This is a genomic window from Rhodococcus sp. 2H158 (assembly GCF_053764755.1).
This window is the reverse complement of sequence record NZ_JBSNCE010000006.1, coordinates 45082-61787: the sequence shown is the minus strand read 5'-3', so window position 1 is coordinate 61787 and position 16706 is coordinate 45082. Positions and strand designations below refer to the sequence as shown.

Sequence of the window (16706 nt, the reverse complement as noted above, 5' to 3'; positions counted from 1 at the left end):
TCCGCCTCTTCCCTGACCGTTCGTGTGGTGGCGTACGCGGCCACCCGCGAACTCGTGCCGCTCTACGGTCTGTACGCCCTGCTGTTCGAGGACCACGGCCTCGGTGCGGGCGAGATCTCGTCGCTCTTCGTGCTGTGGTCCGTCGTGGCGTTCGTCGCGGAGGTGCCGTCGGGCGCGTGGGCCGACACGGTGTCCCGCCGGGGTCTGTTGCTGCTCAGCGCCGTCCTGTTCACCGCGGGCTTCGCCCTGTGGCTGCTGTTCCCGGGCTACTGGGGGTTCGCGGCGGGCTTCGTGGCGTGGGGGATCAGCGAGTCGCTGAAGTCCGGGACGTTCGAGGCCCTGGTGTACGACGAACTGTCCGCACGCGGGGCGGCGCACCGGTATCCGGCGGTACTGGGCTACGCGAACGCCGGCGAGACGCTGTGCGTCCTCGTCGCGACGCTGTCGGCCGCGCCGCTGTTCGCGGTGGGCGGCTACGCGACGGTGGGGTGGTTGTCGGTGGCGATCACCGTCGGCAACGGGTTGCTCGTCCTCACCCTGCCGGCCGCCCCTCGTCACGCCTCGGCGGACGAGACAGGCGCCGTTCCAGGCGCTTTCGTGACTCGCTATCTGGCGGTGCTGCACGCCGGGACGAGCGAGGCACGACGCAGCGCCGTGGTGCGCCGCGCGGTGCTGCTCGCGGCGCTGCTGTCGGCGTGCCTCGCGTTCGAGGAGTACTTCGCGTTGCTGGCGCGCGAGGGCGGCGCGAGCACGTCCGCGGCGCCGGTGCTGGTGGCGATCACCGTTGCGGGACAGGTGCTCGGCGCCGCGACGGCCGGACGCACCGCCGCGACGACCGGTCGCGCCATGGGGGCGGTGATCGCCGCCGGGGGTGTGCTGCTGGCGGCGGGTGCCGCGCTCGGCGGAGTGGCGGGATTCGTGGCGATCGGGATCGGCTACGGCGCCCTGCACAACGCGATGATCGTCGCCGAGGCGCGGATGCAGGACGCGATGAGCGGGACCGCCCGCGCGACCGTGACGTCGGTGTCGGGCCTCGTCGGCGAGGTCGCGTCGGTGGCGGTCTACGCCGGCTTCGCGCTCGGAACGGTCTGGCTGCCGCTGGCGGCGGTGCTCGCCGCGTGGGCGGTGCCGCTGCTCGGCCTGGCCGTCGCGGCGGTGCGGTGGCTGCCGCCGTCTCAGTCGCCTCTTAATTCGCCGGACTAACGTCCTCCGCCATGCGTGCCCGTCTCGTCCCCGCCCTGTTCGTCGCCGCCGGTCTCGGCCTGATCGGCACCGGCTCCGCATTCGCCTACGCCGACGCGCCCACCGTCGCGACGACGGCCGTCGCACCGCCCGCCGCGACCGGCGACCCGCTCTCCGACACCCGCAACAACCTGCAGCAGGCCGGGCTGCCGCTCGCGCTTCTCGGCGGCGGGATCGGGCAGCTCACCGACGGCAGCCACCAGCTCGACGACGGCGCCCACCAGCTCGCCGACGGGCTCGCGCAGGCCAGCGCGGGTGGGCAGCAGCTCGCCGACGGGCTCGGTCAGCTCCAGGGCGGGGTGGACCTGCTCGGCGACGGTGCGACCCAGGTCAGCGGTGGCGTCGACCGGGTCGTCGACCGGCTCACCGGCTTCGGGGAGATGCAGGCGGGCGTCACCGAGCAGCTGACCGTCGTCGCCGGCACCCTGCGGCAGTCGCCCGACCCGGTGTCCCAGGAGGCCGCCGCCCGGCTCGACGGGCTCGTCGGCCGGCTGGACACCGAGGGGCTCGGCCCGGAGACACTCGCGCAGCTCGAGCAGTTGCGCGGCGGCGCGCGGCAGCTCGCCTACGAATTGAGCGACCCGGACGCGCAGTTCGTCGCCGGCATGGTGCAGGCCGCCGACGGCTCGCGGCAGCTACGCGACGGGCTGATGCTCCTCGACGACGGCGGCCGGCAACTCGTCGACGGCACCGGGCAGCTCGTGGACGGCGTCGGCCCGGTCACCGGGGTGATCGAGGGAGTCTCGGACAACGTGCGGGAAGCGACGGCGGCCCTGCCGAAGTCGCCGGCCCCGGCCTCGTCGGGCGACGTCGCGGCGACGGCGGCGGAGACGACCGCGGAGCGGCAGTGGTGGCCGTATGCGCTCGTCGCGCTGGGGGCGCTGGTGCTCGCCGTGCCGGCACTGTTGCCGAACGTGCTGTGGCCGAACGTGCTGTGGCCGAACGTGCTGTGGCCGAATGTCACACGCGTTCGATCGAACTGAACCCATGTGACATTCGGCCACACCCACGCGACGAGGGGTCAGAGCTTGCGGGAGCGCAGCTCGTGACCGCGGGAGGTCTTGCAGCGGCCGGTCACGAGGTCCCACTGCCAGCCGTGCAGGTTGCAGGTGAGGCTGGTGCCCTCGACGACACCGAACTTCGACAGGTCGGCCTTCAGGTGCGGGCAGCGGCGCTGGATCTCGAACCCGCCCAGCTCGATCGACGCGGAATCGTCGTGGGCCTCGGCGAACCAGCCGTCCGCGTAGGCGATCCGCTCGTCGGTGAGGCACTTGAAGAACGTGTAGAGGAACTCGTTGTAGCCGCCCACACGCCACGCCTCGAAGCGGGTGGACAGGAAGATGGTGTTCACCCAGTCCGGCTCGTCGTCGCGCAGGACCGTGCGCACCAGCTCCGGCGGGATGCGGAAACCGTAGCGGTACTTGCCTTCTCCCTCGATGGGTTCGCGGACGACCCGCTTGGGGAAGTCCAGCACGACCGTCTCCTCGCCCATCACGAGGCCGACGGGGTAGCCGATGCCGTCGCAGATCAGATCGGACTGCGCCATGATCGGCTCGAACTTCGCCTTGAGCGGGCCGAGCAGCGGCTCGCCCTCGGCGGGGGCCCACGTCGCCTTCTCGGCCTCGAGCACTGGGGCCAGGCGCTGCGCCATCTCCTCGATGTACGCGGCCTTGTCGGTGAAGATCCGCTCGACGTCGGCGTCCGGGATCGGGTGGGTCAGCGTCATCGACGTGCTGCCGTGCACCTCGAGCACCGAGCCCGGGATCATCAGCACGCCGCCGTCGTTGCCGTGGAGGCGCATCTGCTCGAGGAAGACCATCTGGTCGGGGAAGATGTTGCCCTCGTCGCCGTGGTCGTCGTTGAGGTGGCGCAGCGCCGGATCGAGGAACACCGGCGGCCCGGCCGACGGGACCACCCACGTCGCGCCGACCTGGTCGATGTAGCTTCGGCAGCGGTCCATGCCGCGCTGGCGCTTCTGCTTGCCGAAGTTCGCCTTGGTCCGCTTGGGGATGTCGTAGACCATCGGGTACCAGATCGCGCCCGAGTACTGCAGCAGGTGGACGTCGATCCGACCGAACGCCTCGAGCATCGAGTCCATCTCGACCGGACGGGCGTCGTTCATGTTGAACACCGTGGTCTCGCCGTCCGAGACGACGAGACCGGAGTCGCCGATCGGCCCGTCCGCGGGCGCGCGCAGGGCGATGATCATGACGTCGAGGTCGCCCTTGGGGCCGCTGACGGTGTGCTTGACGGAATCGCTCGTCTCGAGGAACTTCGTGAACCCGAGCTGCTCGAGGTCGCGGCGCAGGTCCGGGACCGGGAAGTCGGGCAGCAGCACCGTCGCGTCCTTGTTGACGTGCTTGCTCAGGTTCTCCGGGTCGAAGTGGTCCTTGTGCAGGTGCGAGACGTACAGGTAGTCGACGTCGCCGAGCTTGTCCCAGTCCAACTGCGTGTTGTCCGGGAAGGGGAACCACGACGCGAAGTACGCGGGGTTGACCCACGGATCGCACAGGATCGACCCCGCTGCGGTCTGAATGTGGAACCCGGCGTGTCCGACGCTGGTGATCTGCACTTCGTTGCCTCCTGACGTGCTGACCGACGTACCACCCAGCGTAGGGGGACGCCGGCGCGGCGCCGCATCCAGGCGGTGAACCCGGGCCGGATACGGGCCTTTGATCCCGAATCGGGCGGGCGGCGGACATCGGGCGGAGCCCGCAGCCGCCGATCCGGCTACTCTGACCGACTGTGGAACCCTTCTACCGGACCGTTATCGGCCTCGCCCGGACCGTCTTCGCCGCGCAGGGACTGAAGTTCACCGTCACCGGCGCCGAGAACATCCCCGCCGTCGGTGGCGCGGTGATCGCCATGAACCACGTCGGCTACATGGACTTCACCTACGCGGGCCTGCCCGCCCGCACCTCCAAGCGCTACATCCGGTTCATGGCGAAGAAGGAGGTCTTCGACCACAAGATCTCCGGTCCCCTGATGCGGGCCATGAAGCACATCCCCGTCGACCGCGCCGACGGCGCCGACTCCTACCGCGCGGCGGTGGCGGCGCTGCGTGCGGGCGAGCTGGTCGGGGTCTTCCCCGAGGCCACGATCAGCCGCAGCTTCGAGATCAAGGGCTTCAAGACGGGTGCCGCGCGGATGGCGCTGGAGGCGGACGTGCCGATCATCCCCGTGGTGATGTGGGGGTCCCAGCGGGTGTGGACGAAGGGGCACCCCAAGCGCCTCGGCCGCACGAAGACGCCGATCTCGATCGCCGTCGGCGAGCCCATCGCGCCGAACGCGTCGGCGTCGGAGCTGACCGCGGAGCTGCACGAGACGATGGAGCGCATGCTGCGGGAACTGCAGGGCAGCTACGTCCACGAAGCCGGTGCGTACTGGGTGCCCGCCCGGCTCGGCGGCACCGCGCCCACGCTCGCGGAGGCCACGGCGCTCGACGACGCCGACACCGCCGCGCGCAAGGCCCGCCGGGCGCAGAAGGATGCCGGCACCGACCACTGACGACGACAGCCGCGGTAAGGCCCGCGGCGCGGTAACGCCCGGGTCGTCCGGATGCGCCGCGTCGCGGCGGACCGGCACAATGGCGAAGTGAGTCGAGATCTGCCGAGCCTGGTTGCCACCGACGTCGACGGCACCCTCATCGACGACGAGGAGCGCGTCTCGGACCGTACCCGCGCGGCGGTGCAGGCCGTGGTGTCCTCCGGGACGCCGTTCGTCCTGGCCACCGGCCGTCCGCCGCGATGGATTCCGCCGGTGATCGAGCAACTCGGTTTCGCGCCCATGGCGGTGTGCGCCAACGGCGCGGTGCTCTACGACAGCGCCGCCGACCGGGTCCTGCGCGCCGCCGTGCTCTCCGCGGAGGAGCTGGCGTGGGTTGCCGACGTCGCCAACAGCGTGCTGCCCGGCTGCGGTCTGGCCGCCGAGCGGATCGGGGCGAGCGCCCACGACGCCGCGACGCCGCAGTTCGTCAGCGCCCCCGGCTACGAGCATGCGTGGCTGAATCCGGACAACACCGAACTCGCCGACCACGAGGTGATCGCCGAGCCGGCGGTGAAGCTGCTGATCCGGATGGCGTCGGCGACGAGCCACGAGATGGCCGAAGCGCTGGCCCCGCAGCTCTGCGGCCTGGTGGACGTCACCTATTCCACGGACAACGGCCTGATCGAGATCTCCGCCTCGGGGGTGACGAAGGCGTCGGGCCTGCTGCTGATGGCCGAGCACCTGGGGGTGGCGGCCGACGGGATCGTCGCGTTCGGGGACATGCCCAACGACATCCCGATGTTGTCGATGGCGCGCCACGGCGTCGCGATGGAGAACGCGCACCCGGACACGAAGGCGGCCGCGGACGAGGTCACCGCCACCAACACCGAGGACGGGGTAGCCCGCATCCTCGAGCGTTGGTGGCGGTGACGGCCCCGGCGAGGGGACCGGCGGCCGGCTAGGGCCCCGGGCGAGGGGACCGGCGGCCGGCTAGGGCGCGGGCGCCGGAGCCGGCGCTTCGGGGGCGGGGGCCGGAGCCGCCGGTGCCTCGGGGGCGGGGGCGGCCCCGGGGGCCGGCGCGCCGGCGGGCTGCGGCGCCGCCTGTTCGTACGCGTCGTTGTAGGCGCGCAGCACCTTCGTCACCGCACCGGTGAGTTCGTTGAAGATCAGCGAGCCGAACTCGAAGTCCGAGCGCCAGCCGTCCGGCACGCGGTACTCGTCGCTGGTCGGCAGGCCGAGCTCGCCCGCGTCGAGGCCGCTGCGCTGCCACGTCTTGTAGATCTCGCCGAGCACCGTCCACACGCCGCCGTTCGGCGAGGTGTAGATGGCGCCGTTGACGAACTCGGCGCGCTCGTAGCCCGCCTTGGCGGGCAGGATCCCGGACACGGCGGTCCCCAGACGGCCGGTCTCGCCGCCCTCGGCGATCCACTTCTGGGCCAGCGGCGAGTTGTCGGTGAGCCGGATCAGCTCTCCGACCAGGTCCGCGACCTTCTCGGCCGAGCCGGTGTCGGGCAGGCGGTCCGCCGATCCGGTGGCCGGGGCCCCCGCGTCGACGTCGGGCAGCTGCGCGCGCGGGCTGTCGGAGACGAGGTCGGACGAGTCGTCGCTCGGGGTGCTGGGCGTGGTGCTCTGCCCGGCCGCGGTGGCCGCGGCGATGTCACGGATCTGGTCCATCTTCGCGTAGCCGGAGTCGCCGGGGCAGCTGGTGTTGCCGACGTCGCGGTGCGCGAAGATGATCGGCAGGTCCACGGCCGCGCCCTGCGGGTACGGGGTGAACGACGTGCCCTCCGAGTACATGGTGGTCTCGCCCTTGGGGTCGAGCCCGGCCTTGGCGAGCCGCCAGCCGAGGAAGCGGCCCACCGCGTCGACCGTGGCCTTCGGCGGTTCGACGTTGGAGAAGTCGCCCATCATCGCGATGCCGACGGTGTTCTCGTTGAAGCCGCCGGCGTGCGCGCCCTGCACGGGCTTGTCCAGGCCGCCGGCGCGGCCCTCGAAGATCTGGCCGTAGCGGTCGACGAGCACGTTGTAGCCGACGTCGCACCAGCCCAGGGTCTGGGCGTGGTAGGCGTAGATGGCCCGCACGATCTCCGCCGATTCGGCCTTGGAGTAGTCGTTGCTGCCGGCGGTGTGATGCACGGTGGCGCCGCCGAGCTCGTCGTCGTAGGTGGCGTCCTGGCAGCGGATGGACTCGTCGGCGCCCCACTGCGCTCGGGTGATCACCTTCGGTCCGGACCCTCCGACCGGACCGGCGATGTCCTCGAGCGCGGCGTCGGCGCTGCTCGACCCCGGGTTGATGAGCACGGCGCTGACGTCGTCGGCGGCGGCCCGCGCGGGTTCCTGGGCGTGCAACGGCCGTGACGACGACGCCGGCGCATAACCCAGCTCCGGCTGGGCCGGAGCAGGCGCCGGTGCGGCCGGCGGCGCGGCCGGGGCGGGAATCTCGGCGCCGGCGAGCGTCGGTTCGGGCGCCGGGCGCGGAGTGAGCAGCACCTGCACGGCCTTGGTGGCACCGACGTAGATCGGTTCGGTGCCGGCCCGCTCGTCGGGGGTCCGGTCGGAGCGGCTCGTGTCGATCGGTTCGGTGGCCGTCCACGGTCCCCAGCTGCCGTCGTCGTGCTGGGCCCGGATGCGTGCGTCGGTGTCGGCGACGTCCTTCGCGGCCAGCGCGATCATGCTGAACGGGGCGTCCCGGGTGAGCTGCTTGACGGTGGCGCCGATGCGATCGACGACGTCGGCGGCTGCGGGTGCGGGCGCCGGGGTGGTCGACGGGGCGGGCGCGGCGATCTCCGGCAGGCCCGCGGCGAGTTCCTTCAGGCTCAGGTCCGGCAGGTTCAGGCCGGTGAGTTCGTGGATCGGGATCACGATGTCGGGCACCGAGGCGAGGACGACCTCGGCGATCTCGGGCGGTACGACGATGGGGACGGACTCGTTGGTGGAGCGGACGTCCGATGTGGTGCTCGTGACGCCGTAGACGGCGAATGGGCTGGCGACGGCCAGGGCGGCGACGGCACCCAGGACGATCGACGGCTTCGGTCGGCGATGCGGCACGGTGCTTCTCCCTGTCGGTGTTCGCGGCGGTCCTCGGCGGCCGGGCGGCGCTCAGCCGAGGCCGAGGAGCCGGCTCGAATCGAACCGAATCCTCCGTCATCCGGACGACCCGAAGTGCGGAACGGCCGAGAATCGTGTGCAACTTGTGATTCTGGTGTTACTGGTGTGGCTGTTGTTGCTTCATTCAGTCACTCTTGCCACACTAGTCGCAGACAACCTTAAGCCTCAACCTGAGCTTGAGGATCCGTCTCGAATGTCCGATACGCGCGGACCTGCGTCCGGGCGGCACACGGTGCGAGAACGAGGGAGTGCAGCGCATGCCACGAATGTCCATCCGCCGGACCCATCGCCGGCGGCGTCTCGTCGTCGGACACCCCCTCCGCAACGGCTGGCGACCCGCCACGGCCCGCGCCGCGGCGATCGGCCTCGCCCCCGCGCTGCTGGTCGGCGCCGCGATCGGCGGGGTGATGCACGTGCGCGCCGAACCCGACGTCGCCCAGGCCGTGGCCGCCGACACCCCCTTCACCTTCGTGGGCTTCGGTCACGGCCACGGTCGCGGCATGGGCCAGTGGGGCGCCTACGGCTACGCCACCGAGCACGGCTGGTCCGCCGACCGGATCCTCGGTCACTACTACGGCGGCACCACCCTCGGCGCCCTTCCCGAGAACACGATGATCGCGGTCCGGCTCGTCGGGCAGGACGACGCGCCCCTCGACGTGTACTCCGACACCGGGATGACCGTCGCCGGCCGGCAGACCGGACCCGGCGATGCCGCCCACCTGACGCCCACCGCGGACGGGGGAGCGGACGTCGTCGTCACCGCCGGTTGTTCCGGCGAGGTGCTGTGGCAGGGCCGTGCCGACCTGCCGTGGGTGGACCCCGTCGACATGGGCGAGGCCCGGCCCGCCGCCGAACACCTCAAGCTCTGCGGCAACAGCGCGCCCTACCGCGGCTCCCTCGGTGTCGTCCTCGACGGCTCCGCGCCGCGCACCGTCAACCGGCTGTCGATGGAGGACTACCTGCTCAGTGTCGTCCCGGCCGAGTCGCTGCCCAGCTGGGCCGACACCGGCGGCGCCGAGGCCCTGCGCGCGCAGGCCATCGCCGCCCGCTCCTACGCCGCGGCGGAGAACCGCTCGGCACTGTGGCAGACGTGCGACAGCCAGAACTGCCAGGTGTATGCAGGGTCCGGCAAGGAGGACCCGCGCACGAACGAGGCGGTGAACTCGACCCGCGGCACCGTCCTCATGAAGGACGGCAAGGTCGTCGCCAGCGAGTTCTCGGCCTCGACCGGCGGTTACTCCGCCGGCGGCGCCTTCCCGTCCGTCGAGGACCTCGGCGACGCCGCCGCCCCCAACCGGCAGTGGGCCCAGACGATGACCGCCGGCGAGATCGGCACGGCCTTCGGCGTCGGCGAACTGCAGGCCTTCGAGATCGTCGGCCGCAACAACCTCGGTGCCGACGGCGGCCGCGTCACCCACGTGCGCATCGTCGGTGCCGACCGCACGGTCGAGACCACCGGCGCCGAGGCGCGCGCCAAGCTGGGCCTGCGCTCCGACTGGTTCACCGTCCAGGAGGGTGCCGACGCCACGGTTCCGCCGTCCACCCCCGCGCCCGACCCCGGCCCCGAGGTCGGCGACGAACCCTTCGAGACCGGGCAGGGCTCGCCCATCGAGGAGAAGTACCTCGAGCTCGGCGGGCACGACGGCACCCTGGGCACCCCGGTCGGGCCGGAGCTCATGCTGCCCGACGAACGCGGCAAGTTCCGCGTCTTCACCGGCGGCATCATCGTCTGGACCCCCGACCTCGGCGCCCAGGTGATCGACGCGAGCATCATGCGCGAGTGGCTGCCGGGCACCGGCAGCGCCGAGTAGCGTCTCTTCCCCGGCTCACCGGCCGGCCAGCAGATCTGCGAGTGTGCGGCCGGTGAGTTCGACGATCCCGTCCTCGTGGCCGTTCGTCACGAGATTGACGATCAGTCGGTCGATGCCGTGCCGGAGCACCCGGTGATCGAACTCCTCGGCCACCTCCGCCGGTGTTCCCACGAAGTGCCGATCGGTGGCGGCCGCCGATTCGCGCTCCGTGAGCCGGCGGAGGTCGATTCCCCGGGCGAGCAGGAACTGCCGGTGCAGATCGCGGGCGCGATCGCCGTTCTCGTCGATCATCACGTAGCCGAGGTAACTGACGTCCAGGGACGCCGGGTCGCGGCCGATCTCCGCGCATCGCGCCCGGACGGCCGCCAGCTTGCGCGGTATTTCACTTGCGGCGCACAGGATATTGAGATGGTCGGCCCAACGGGCCGCGAAGGCGAACGTCCGCCGCTCGCCCCCGCCGCCGATCAGCACCGGCAGGTCGTTGCGCAGGCGGGGTTCGTTCCGGGCGTACTCGGTGTGGTACCACCTGCCGTCCACCGAGGGGCGTTCGCCCCGCAGCATGGGCACGACGATCTCGAGCGCTTCCCCCAGTCGTTCGAACCGCTCACGCAGCGAACCGAACTCGAAACCGTAGGCCCGGTGTTCGAACTCGTACCAGCCCGCCCCCAGCCCCAGCACGGCGCGGCCACCGCTGATCACATCGACCGTGGTGACCGTCTTGGCCAGCAGGGCCGGGTTGCGATACGTGTTGCCGGTGACCAACGCCGACAACCGGATCGACGTCGTCACCGCCGCGAGCGCCGCGAGCGTCGTGTACGCCTCGAGCATCGGTTCGTCGGGCGAACCGATCAGGGGCAGTGGATAGAAGTGGTCCATCACGAACACCGTGTCGAACCCGGATTTCTCGGCCGCGCGGGCCTGGGCGGCGACGGTGGGGAAGATGCCGGTGGCCGGTCCGGGATAGGTGAAGTTCGGGATCTGGTAACCGAGTCGGATGCTCACGGAGCGCAACCGTAACGCCTCCGAAGTGCCTGTGCGCCAACGAAAGGTGACGCGGATGCGGGCCGAACCGCGTCGGGGCCGGTCGCAGCGTGGTGGTGCCGACACCAGGATCGACACACCCTGGCTGGGGCGGCGCCGCCGGTTCACGATGGTGCCGGACACCGTGTTCGGACACCGATGTGATCTGGGGGTAGACACATGGCAGCGGCCGTGGCACAGGGCAGTTTCACGCTCGACTCACCGAGCCGATACCTCGGCCCGGCCGAGGGCAGGTTCTTCGGGGCCGGTTATCGCCGAGTCCGGCAGAACCTCCGCTTCGCCGGTCTCCTCGACCACCCGGCGACCGGGATCAGGGCGAACGCCGGCGTGGAATGCCCGTCGGACTGGTCGACGAAGGGCACGACGGCGCAGCGCCCGCACCTGAGCACGATCGACGTTCTGCTCGTCGCCACGCGGGCGGCGGGCGCGGTGATCGGGGCCGCGTACGGTCTCGACGAGGCCGATCTGGCGGCGGTGTGGGTGCGGTCGGTGGTGATCCGCGCGGCCGCCGCGCCCGTCGAGCACGATCTCGGAAACCTCGACGTGACAGCCGAACACGTCCGATCCGAGGTGGAGCCCGGTCGTGACGAGCACGCCGGACGAAGTGCGTACGTGGACGCGGTGCGGGTGCAGGTCGCCGGCTTCGCGGTCGAGCTGGAGGTCGTCCACCCCGGAGTGGGGACGCCCGCGTCGCGCCTCGACCCGGCCGTGGCCGACCGTCTGCTCGCCCACGCGGCCGGACCCTACGCCGACGGGTACCGCACCCACGAGATGCGCACGCGGGACATCCGCGTGGACGGTACCGTCGCGCATGCCCGGTCGAGGCTCGTCGCCGGCCCCGGCGACGGCGTACCCCGCGCCGGACTGGCGGCACGGTACGAGCCGCACGTGACGCTCGTCGACGCATTCGTGGAGACATTGCAACTCGGCCAGATCCTGATGTACGAACTCGACGGGATCGATCGCGCCACGAGCAACACGCTGTGGATGCGCCGCACGGTTCTGCGCACCACCGATCCGGCCGTGCACACCGAGGCCGAGGTGCCCGTCACCGTGGCGCTGGAGGCGCTCCGCTCCCTCGCCCGTGGCGGCGCGCTGTGGCGCGCGTGCGACATCGTCTCCGAGCGGAACGGCCTCGCCGTGCGCTGCTCGGTCGCGCACGAACTGCCGGCGCCCGCCGCCGGATCGGACCTGCGGTGACCACCGCAGCGGGCGCCCGCGACCGGGGAACGCGCGCCGCCGTGATCGCGGGAATCGGCGGATACGTTCCCGGGGAGGCGATCCCCAATGCGGCGTTCGAGCACCGCCTGGACACGAGCGACGAGTGGATCCGCCAGCGGACCGGAATCGGCTTCCGGCACTTCGTGTCCGCCGGCACCGCCACGAGCGACCTCGCGGTGGCCGCGAGCCGGCGAGCCCTGGCGTCTGCGGGAGAACCTACGGTCGACATGGTGATCCTGGCGACGACCACCCCCGACCATCCCTGTCCCGCAACCGCACCCAGCGTCGCCAGCCGGCTGGGCCTCGGCCCGGTGCCGGCATTCGACGTCGCGGCCGTGTGCAGCGGTTTCCTCTACGCCCTGATGCTGGCGGAGTCGACGATCCGCGCGGGTGGCGCCGAGCGGGTGCTCGTCGTCGGAGCCGACTCCTTCAGCACGATTCTCGATCCCGGGGATCGGAACACGGCGGTGATCTTCGGCGACGGAGCCGGCGCCATGGTGCTGCGGGCCGGACACCGCGACGAGGACGGTGCGGTACTCGCGACCCACCTGGGTTCCGACGGGGGACAGGCCGACTTGATCATGGTGCCCGGGGGCGGCTCCCGGGAACGAACCAGCGAATCCGCCTCGACCGGATGGAACCGCTACTTCACGATGCAGGGCAAGCGGGTGTTCGAGGCGGCCGTGGCGGCGATGTCGGAGTCCGCGGCCTCCGTCATGGGCCGGGTCGGCTGGACACCGGCGGCGGTGGATCGTCTCGTGGCGCATCAGGCCAACCTCCGGATCCTCCGATCGGTGTCCTACCGGCTCGGGCTGCCCGCGGAACGTGCTCTCGTGCACCTGGACCGGGTCGGCAACACGAGCGCGGCGTCGATTCCCCTCGCCCTCGCCGACGCCGCCCAGCGGATCGGGGCGGGAGAACGCATGATCCTCACCGCCTTCGGCGGTGGAACCACCTGGGGCGCGGCCGCGGTGACGTGGCCGCGCCTCGTCTCTTCCCACTCTCACACAGGAGCGCAGGATGACTCTCTCGTATCGTGACATCGCGGCCGTCGTCGACGAGCACTTCCCCGAATTCTCCGGGCCCCTCGACGAACACACCACCTTCGACGACCTCAACTTCGATTCCCTGGTGCTCGTCGAGCTCGGGTCGATCCTGTCCGCCCGATACGCGATCGCCGTCGCGGAGGAGGACATGGTGGCGGCGCACACGTTCCAGGGCGTGGCGGATCTGGTCAACCGCCTGCGGGTGGACGACGTCGCGACGGCGTGACCGCACGGTGTGCGTTCGTCGACGTGGACGAGACGCTCGTCGCGCGGGTGACGTTGTTCTCGCTGCTGCTGTTCGACGGTGCCGAGCGTGGCGTCGGTGCGCAGGCGCGGGCGCACCTCGCCGGACTCCGGTCGCTGAGGGCGCGCGGGGTGCCACGATCGGTGACCAACCGGGCGTACTACACGTGGTGGCAGGGTCGTTCGATCGCTGAGGTCGCGGCTGTGGGCCGACGGTGGTTCGCGCGACAGCTGTCCGAGGGCGGGTTCTTCCACGAAGCCGTGCTCGCGGACCTCGCCGCGCGGACCTCGGACGGTACCGCGATCGTTCTCGTCTCCGGGTCCTTCGCGCCGGCCCTGGATCCCATCGCCGAACACATCGGTGCGGCGGCCGTGCTGTGCACCGACCTGGAGTCGTCCGCGGGGCGATACACCGGCGTCGTGCGCGCCACGATGCTGGGCCCGGACAAGGCGCGCGCCGTGGCGGCGTATGCCCGTGCCCACGGAACGGATCTCGGCCGCTCGATCGCGTACGGCGACCACGTCTCGGATGCGCCGATGCTCGATCTGACGGGGGAACGCGTCGTGGTGGGGGAGGGGATGCCCGGTTATCCCGCGACGCGTTCGATCCGCACCGGCGTGTCCGAACCGGTGGACCGATAGCCGGATTCGGGAATCTGTAGAACGAGGGCCCGGCTCGGATCGGACCCGAGCGGGAACGAGACGGTGCGGAAGTCGATGCGCCCGAACTCCTCGTGGCGGAAGGCGAGGAGTTCGGGCGGTTCCGCGCACACGGAGCGTTCGTCCCACAGCGCGGCGAACACCTCGCTCTCCCGGCAGAGCCGGCGCGCGGTCTCGGCGAACACGGGATCGTCGACGTAGCGCGCCACCTGGAGACGGTACCGGCCGACGAGACTTCGCGCCGTGGCCTCCGGATCACAGTACCTCTGTGCGCGACCGTCTTCCGTGAAGAACCGGACCAGGCAATTGGTGCCCGCCCGGACGTCGAGCAGGTCCCGGGCCGGGATGTTGGCCACCTCCACGCACCAGTGCCGGTTGACGATGTAGGCCGGCTCGCGGAAACCGTCGACGATGTGCTGGAGCAGATCGTCGCGAACTGTGCTGCGCTGCTGCGTGTTCGGGGACCGGTCGGGCGCCCCCGCGAGCAGTCGCAGGTGGATCCGCTCCGCGTCGTCGAGGCGCAATGCGCGCGAGATCGCGTCGAGCACCTGGGATGAGACGTTGATGGGCCGGCCCTGCTCGAGCCAGGTGTACCAGGAGAGCCCGACGTTCGCCAGCGCGGCGACCTCCTCACGGCGAAGGCCGGGCGTGCGCCGCCGGCCCGAGGTGACGAGGCCCACATCCGAGGGCGACAGCCGGGCCCGGTGCCGACGGAGGAAGATGCTCAGCTCGGTTCTGCGATTTTCCTTCGACGTCGCGTTCACAGGCGTGAATCCAATCGACGACGGTGCGGCAGGTCAATGCCGCCCGCCGTCCCAGGGGTCGACTGCGTTCGAAATCACAGGGGAGTCGGTGCGGCGGACCACGTCACCCGGTGTTGCGGGTCGCGCGGTCGTACTGCTCGCGATGCACCAGGATGTCGGCGATGTTCGACTCCGCCCAGTCCTTGAGCTCGGCGACGATCGGGACCAGGGACTCGCCGAGGGGCGTGAGGCGGTAGTCCACCCGCGGCGGGACCGACGGCGTCACCGTCCGCTCCACGACACCGTCACGCTCGAGGGTCCGCAGCGTGGTGGTGAGCATCTTCTGGCTCACGCCGGCGATCGTGCGGCGCAATTCGCTGTGCCGCCGCGGGCCGTCCGTCAGGGCCGACAGGATCAGCGTCGCCCACTTGTTGCTCAAGGTCTCCAGCACCTGACGTGCCGGGCATCCGGCCAGGTAGATGCTGTACCGGGCCTTCTCCCGCTCGCGTCGTTCACCGGCGGTCGTCGTCATCGAATTCCCCCGTAGCCGTGCCCCGCACCCGCGGCCCGCCGCAGCCCGGGAACCTCGAGGTGCCCGAGGCACTCGAAAGTGCCGTCTTGAGCTGCCGCGGCACGCGGATGATGCTGTCCCCTGCAGCCTAGCTGCGTGTGCGGGTGGCGGCCTGCTCGTCGGCACCCGCGGCCTGCGACGACATCTTCCGAGAGGATCCCGATGACCAAGCTCCTGCATGTGAACGCCTCTGCCCGTGGCGAACACAGCCAGTCCCTCGCCATCGCGCGGGCCTTCGTCGAGGCGCTGGCGGATCGCCGGCCCGATCTCGAGGTCGACACCCTCGACCTGTTCTCCGCGGACCTGCCGGAGTTCGGCACGGTCGCTGCCGACGCCAAGATGGCCGTCTTCGGCGGCCAGGAACAGACCGCCGAGCAGAAGGCGGCGTGGGACGCGGCCCGGGCCGTGTTCGACCGCTTCGCGGCGGCCGACGTGTACGTGTTCAACGTGCCGATGTGGAACGCGGGTGTGCCGTACGTCCTCAAGCAGTGGATCGACATCGTCACGCAGCCCGGCTGGGCGTTCGGCTTCGACCCCACCACCGGATACGAGGGGCTGCTGACCGGCAAGCGGGCTCTCGCCGTCTACACCAGCGGGGTCTACGCGCCGGGCGTGCCGCTCGAGTTCGGCGCGGACTTCGCCACCACCTTCTTCGACGACTGGCTGCGCTTCGTCGGCATCACCGACACCGAGGTCGTCCGGTTCGCCCCGACCGTTCTGACCGGCGCCCCCGACGAGGACCTGGCCGGCCACGTGGCGCACGCACAGAAGCTCGCGGCCAACTTCTGACCACCGCGAACACCGCCACGGAAAGGCACGCGCAATGCGCTTGGGAATCTCGGGAACCTATTCCTCCGGAAAGACACTGACCTCCATCGCGTTGTCCGAGTACACGGGCATCCCCCGCACCCGGCCGAAGACTATGCGGGAGATCCTCCCCGAGGCCGCCCCCGGGAAGACGCTCGAGGAATGCACGTCCGCGGAGCTGCTGCAGATGATCGTCGTCCGGCACGTCGATCGGGCGATCCACGAACGGAACCTGTGGGACGGGTTCATCTCCGACGGTTCGTCGCTGCAGGAATGGATCTACGGCTCCGTCCGGGTCACCTACGGCATCAACCCGAACGAGTCGGTGGGGCTGGGCGAAGGGGTGCCCGTGCCGCGCACGCCCGAACTGGCCTACTTCGAGGACGTCGTCGCCGAACTGGGCAAGGCGTTCAAGCGGCACGTGAAGGAGACGTTCGACGCCTTCGTGCACCTGCCCAACGAGCTGCCGCTCAGCGCGGACGGGCATCGTCCGGTCAACGAGCACTTCCGTGCCCGGGCCGACCGCATGCTCGAGGAGATCATGGCGGAACTGGCGATTCCGTTCCACGTGGTGGGCGGCGACCTGCCGGCCCGGTTGGAGCGGATCGCCGAGCTCTTCGGCTTCACCCCGGTGCTGCCGGTCGACGTCGCCGTTGCCCGGGCGCTCGACGAGTACGCCGCCATCGACACCCGCATCGAGACCGCACGGGCGGGAGTCTGACGGTGC

General features: G+C 71.1%; 16 protein-coding genes. 11 read left to right on the top strand and 5 right to left on the bottom strand.

Annotated features, from left to right (window positions below; translation table 11 throughout):
• The first annotated feature begins 24 nt into the window (after positions 1-24).
• Both ACWPOB_RS07270 and ACWPOB_RS07265 read left to right on the top strand, forming a co-directional pair.
• A complete protein-coding gene (locus ACWPOB_RS07270) occupies positions 25-1203 on the top strand; it encodes an MFS transporter (RefSeq protein ID WP_455400367.1) in 1179 nt (392 codons plus the stop codon).
• A gap of 11 nt (positions 1204-1214) precedes the next feature.
• Positions 1215-2225, top strand: a complete 1011-nt coding sequence (locus tag ACWPOB_RS07265) for a hypothetical protein (RefSeq protein WP_455400366.1) — start codon at positions 1215-1217, stop codon at positions 2223-2225.
• 38 nt (positions 2226-2263) lie between these two features.
• On the opposite strand, the gene ACWPOB_RS07260 is transcribed toward ACWPOB_RS07265, so the two are convergent.
• Positions 2264-3814 (bottom strand): MBL fold metallo-hydrolase, encoded by a 1551-nt coding sequence (locus ACWPOB_RS07260; protein WP_100058307.1) that lies wholly within the window; start codon positions 3812-3814, stop codon positions 2264-2266.
• A 173-nt stretch (positions 3815-3987) separates the two neighbouring features.
• Here ACWPOB_RS07260 and ACWPOB_RS07255 point away from each other — a divergent pair, with 173 nt between their 5' ends.
• Together ACWPOB_RS07255 and ACWPOB_RS07250 are read left to right on the top strand one after the other, a co-directional pair.
• Positions 3988-4749, top strand: a complete 762-nt coding sequence (locus ACWPOB_RS07255) for a lysophospholipid acyltransferase family protein (RefSeq protein WP_455400365.1) — start codon at positions 3988-3990, stop codon at positions 4747-4749.
• Positions 4750-4836: 87 nt separating this feature from the next.
• Complete coding sequence (locus ACWPOB_RS07250; protein ID WP_100058308.1) at positions 4837-5658, top strand: HAD family hydrolase; 822 nt, start codon at positions 4837-4839, stop codon at positions 5656-5658.
• Positions 5659-5718: 60 nt separating this feature from the next.
• Here ACWPOB_RS07250 and ACWPOB_RS07245 read toward each other — a convergent pair whose 3' ends face one another.
• Positions 5719-7776: an N-acetylmuramoyl-L-alanine amidase gene (locus ACWPOB_RS07245; RefSeq protein ID WP_455400364.1), complete on the bottom strand. Its 2058-nt coding sequence runs from the start codon at positions 7774-7776 to the stop codon at positions 5719-5721.
• Positions 7777-8102: 326 nt separating this feature from the next.
• On the opposite strand from ACWPOB_RS07245, the gene ACWPOB_RS07240 reads away from it, so the two are divergent.
• Positions 8103-9647 carry a SpoIID/LytB domain-containing protein gene (locus tag ACWPOB_RS07240; protein ID WP_100057039.1) on the top strand — a complete coding sequence of 515 codons (1545 nt, stop codon included), beginning with the start codon at positions 8103-8105 and terminating at the stop codon, positions 9645-9647.
• A gap of 15 nt (positions 9648-9662) precedes the next feature.
• Here the strand turns inward: ACWPOB_RS07240 and ACWPOB_RS07235 are convergent, their stop codons facing one another.
• Positions 9663-10649, bottom strand: coding sequence for a TIGR03560 family F420-dependent LLM class oxidoreductase (locus tag ACWPOB_RS07235; protein ID WP_100057038.1), 987 nt, complete (start codon positions 10647-10649; stop codon positions 9663-9665).
• 198 nt (positions 10650-10847) lie between these two features.
• On the opposite strand from ACWPOB_RS07235, the gene ACWPOB_RS07230 reads away from it, so the two are divergent.
• The 4 genes from ACWPOB_RS07230 to ACWPOB_RS07215 are packed head-to-tail and all read left to right on the top strand — an operon-like array spanning position 10848 to position 13840.
• Positions 10848-11888 (top strand): AvrD family protein, encoded by a 1041-nt coding sequence (locus ACWPOB_RS07230; protein ID WP_455400363.1) that lies wholly within the window; start codon positions 10848-10850, stop codon positions 11886-11888.
• Entirely contained in the window at positions 11885-12949 is a 1065-nt protein-coding gene (locus tag ACWPOB_RS07225; protein ID WP_455400362.1) for a beta-ketoacyl-ACP synthase III, read from the top strand. Before ACWPOB_RS07230 ends, ACWPOB_RS07225 begins: the two co-directional genes overlap by 4 nt.
• On the top strand, positions 12930-13181 hold the full coding sequence (locus ACWPOB_RS07220; protein ID WP_455400361.1) for a phosphopantetheine-binding protein: 252 nt from the start codon (positions 12930-12932) through the stop codon (positions 13179-13181). Before ACWPOB_RS07225 ends, ACWPOB_RS07220 begins: the two co-directional genes overlap by 20 nt.
• Positions 13178-13840 carry an HAD-IB family hydrolase gene (locus ACWPOB_RS07215; RefSeq protein ID WP_455400360.1) on the top strand — a complete coding sequence of 221 codons (663 nt, stop codon included), beginning with the start codon at positions 13178-13180 and terminating at the stop codon, positions 13838-13840. Before ACWPOB_RS07220 ends, ACWPOB_RS07215 begins: the two co-directional genes overlap by 4 nt.
• On the opposite strand, the gene ACWPOB_RS07210 is transcribed toward ACWPOB_RS07215, so the two are convergent.
• Complete coding sequence (locus ACWPOB_RS07210) at positions 13786-14622, bottom strand: helix-turn-helix transcriptional regulator (protein WP_455400359.1); 837 nt, start codon at positions 14620-14622, stop codon at positions 13786-13788. The two genes, ACWPOB_RS07215 and ACWPOB_RS07210, sit on opposite strands and share 55 nt — an antisense overlap.
• A 103-nt stretch (positions 14623-14725) precedes the next feature.
• On the bottom strand, positions 14726-15133 hold the full coding sequence (locus ACWPOB_RS07205; RefSeq protein ID WP_100057032.1) for a winged helix-turn-helix transcriptional regulator: 408 nt from the start codon (positions 15131-15133) through the stop codon (positions 14726-14728).
• A gap of 201 nt (positions 15134-15334) precedes the next feature.
• Here ACWPOB_RS07205 and ACWPOB_RS07200 point away from each other — a divergent pair, with 201 nt between their 5' ends.
• On the top strand, positions 15335-15961 hold the full coding sequence (locus ACWPOB_RS07200) for an FMN-dependent NADH-azoreductase (RefSeq protein ID WP_231772142.1): 627 nt from the start codon (positions 15335-15337) through the stop codon (positions 15959-15961).
• 34 nt (positions 15962-15995) lie between these two features.
• Positions 15996-16700: an AAA family ATPase gene (locus tag ACWPOB_RS07195; RefSeq protein ID WP_455400358.1), complete on the top strand. Its 705-nt coding sequence runs from the start codon at positions 15996-15998 to the stop codon at positions 16698-16700.
• The last annotated feature ends 6 nt before the right edge of the window (positions 16701-16706 follow it).

Excerpts from the sequence above, each read along its gene's own strand:
- ACWPOB_RS07200 (WP_231772142.1), top strand. The coding sequence starts at position 15,335 with ATGACCAAGCTCCTGCATGTGAACGCCTCTGCCCGTGGCGAACACAGC.
- ACWPOB_RS07265 (WP_455400366.1), top strand. The coding sequence starts at position 1,215 with ATGCGTGCCCGTCTCGTCCCCGCCCTGTTCGTCGCCGCCGGTCTCGGC.
- ACWPOB_RS07240 (WP_100057039.1), top strand. The coding sequence starts at position 8,103 with ATGTCCATCCGCCGGACCCATCGCCGGCGGCGTCTCGTCGTCGGACAC.
- ACWPOB_RS07230 (WP_455400363.1), top strand. The coding sequence starts at position 10,848 with ATGGCAGCGGCCGTGGCACAGGGCAGTTTCACGCTCGACTCACCGAGC.
- ACWPOB_RS07195 (WP_455400358.1), top strand. The coding sequence starts at position 15,996 with ATGCGCTTGGGAATCTCGGGAACCTATTCCTCCGGAAAGACACTGACC.
- ACWPOB_RS07220 (WP_455400361.1), top strand. The coding sequence starts at position 12,930 with ATGACTCTCTCGTATCGTGACATCGCGGCCGTCGTCGACGAGCACTTC.
- ACWPOB_RS07205 (WP_100057032.1), bottom strand. The coding sequence starts at position 15,133 with ATGACGACGACCGCCGGTGAACGACGCGAGCGGGAGAAGGCCCGGTAC.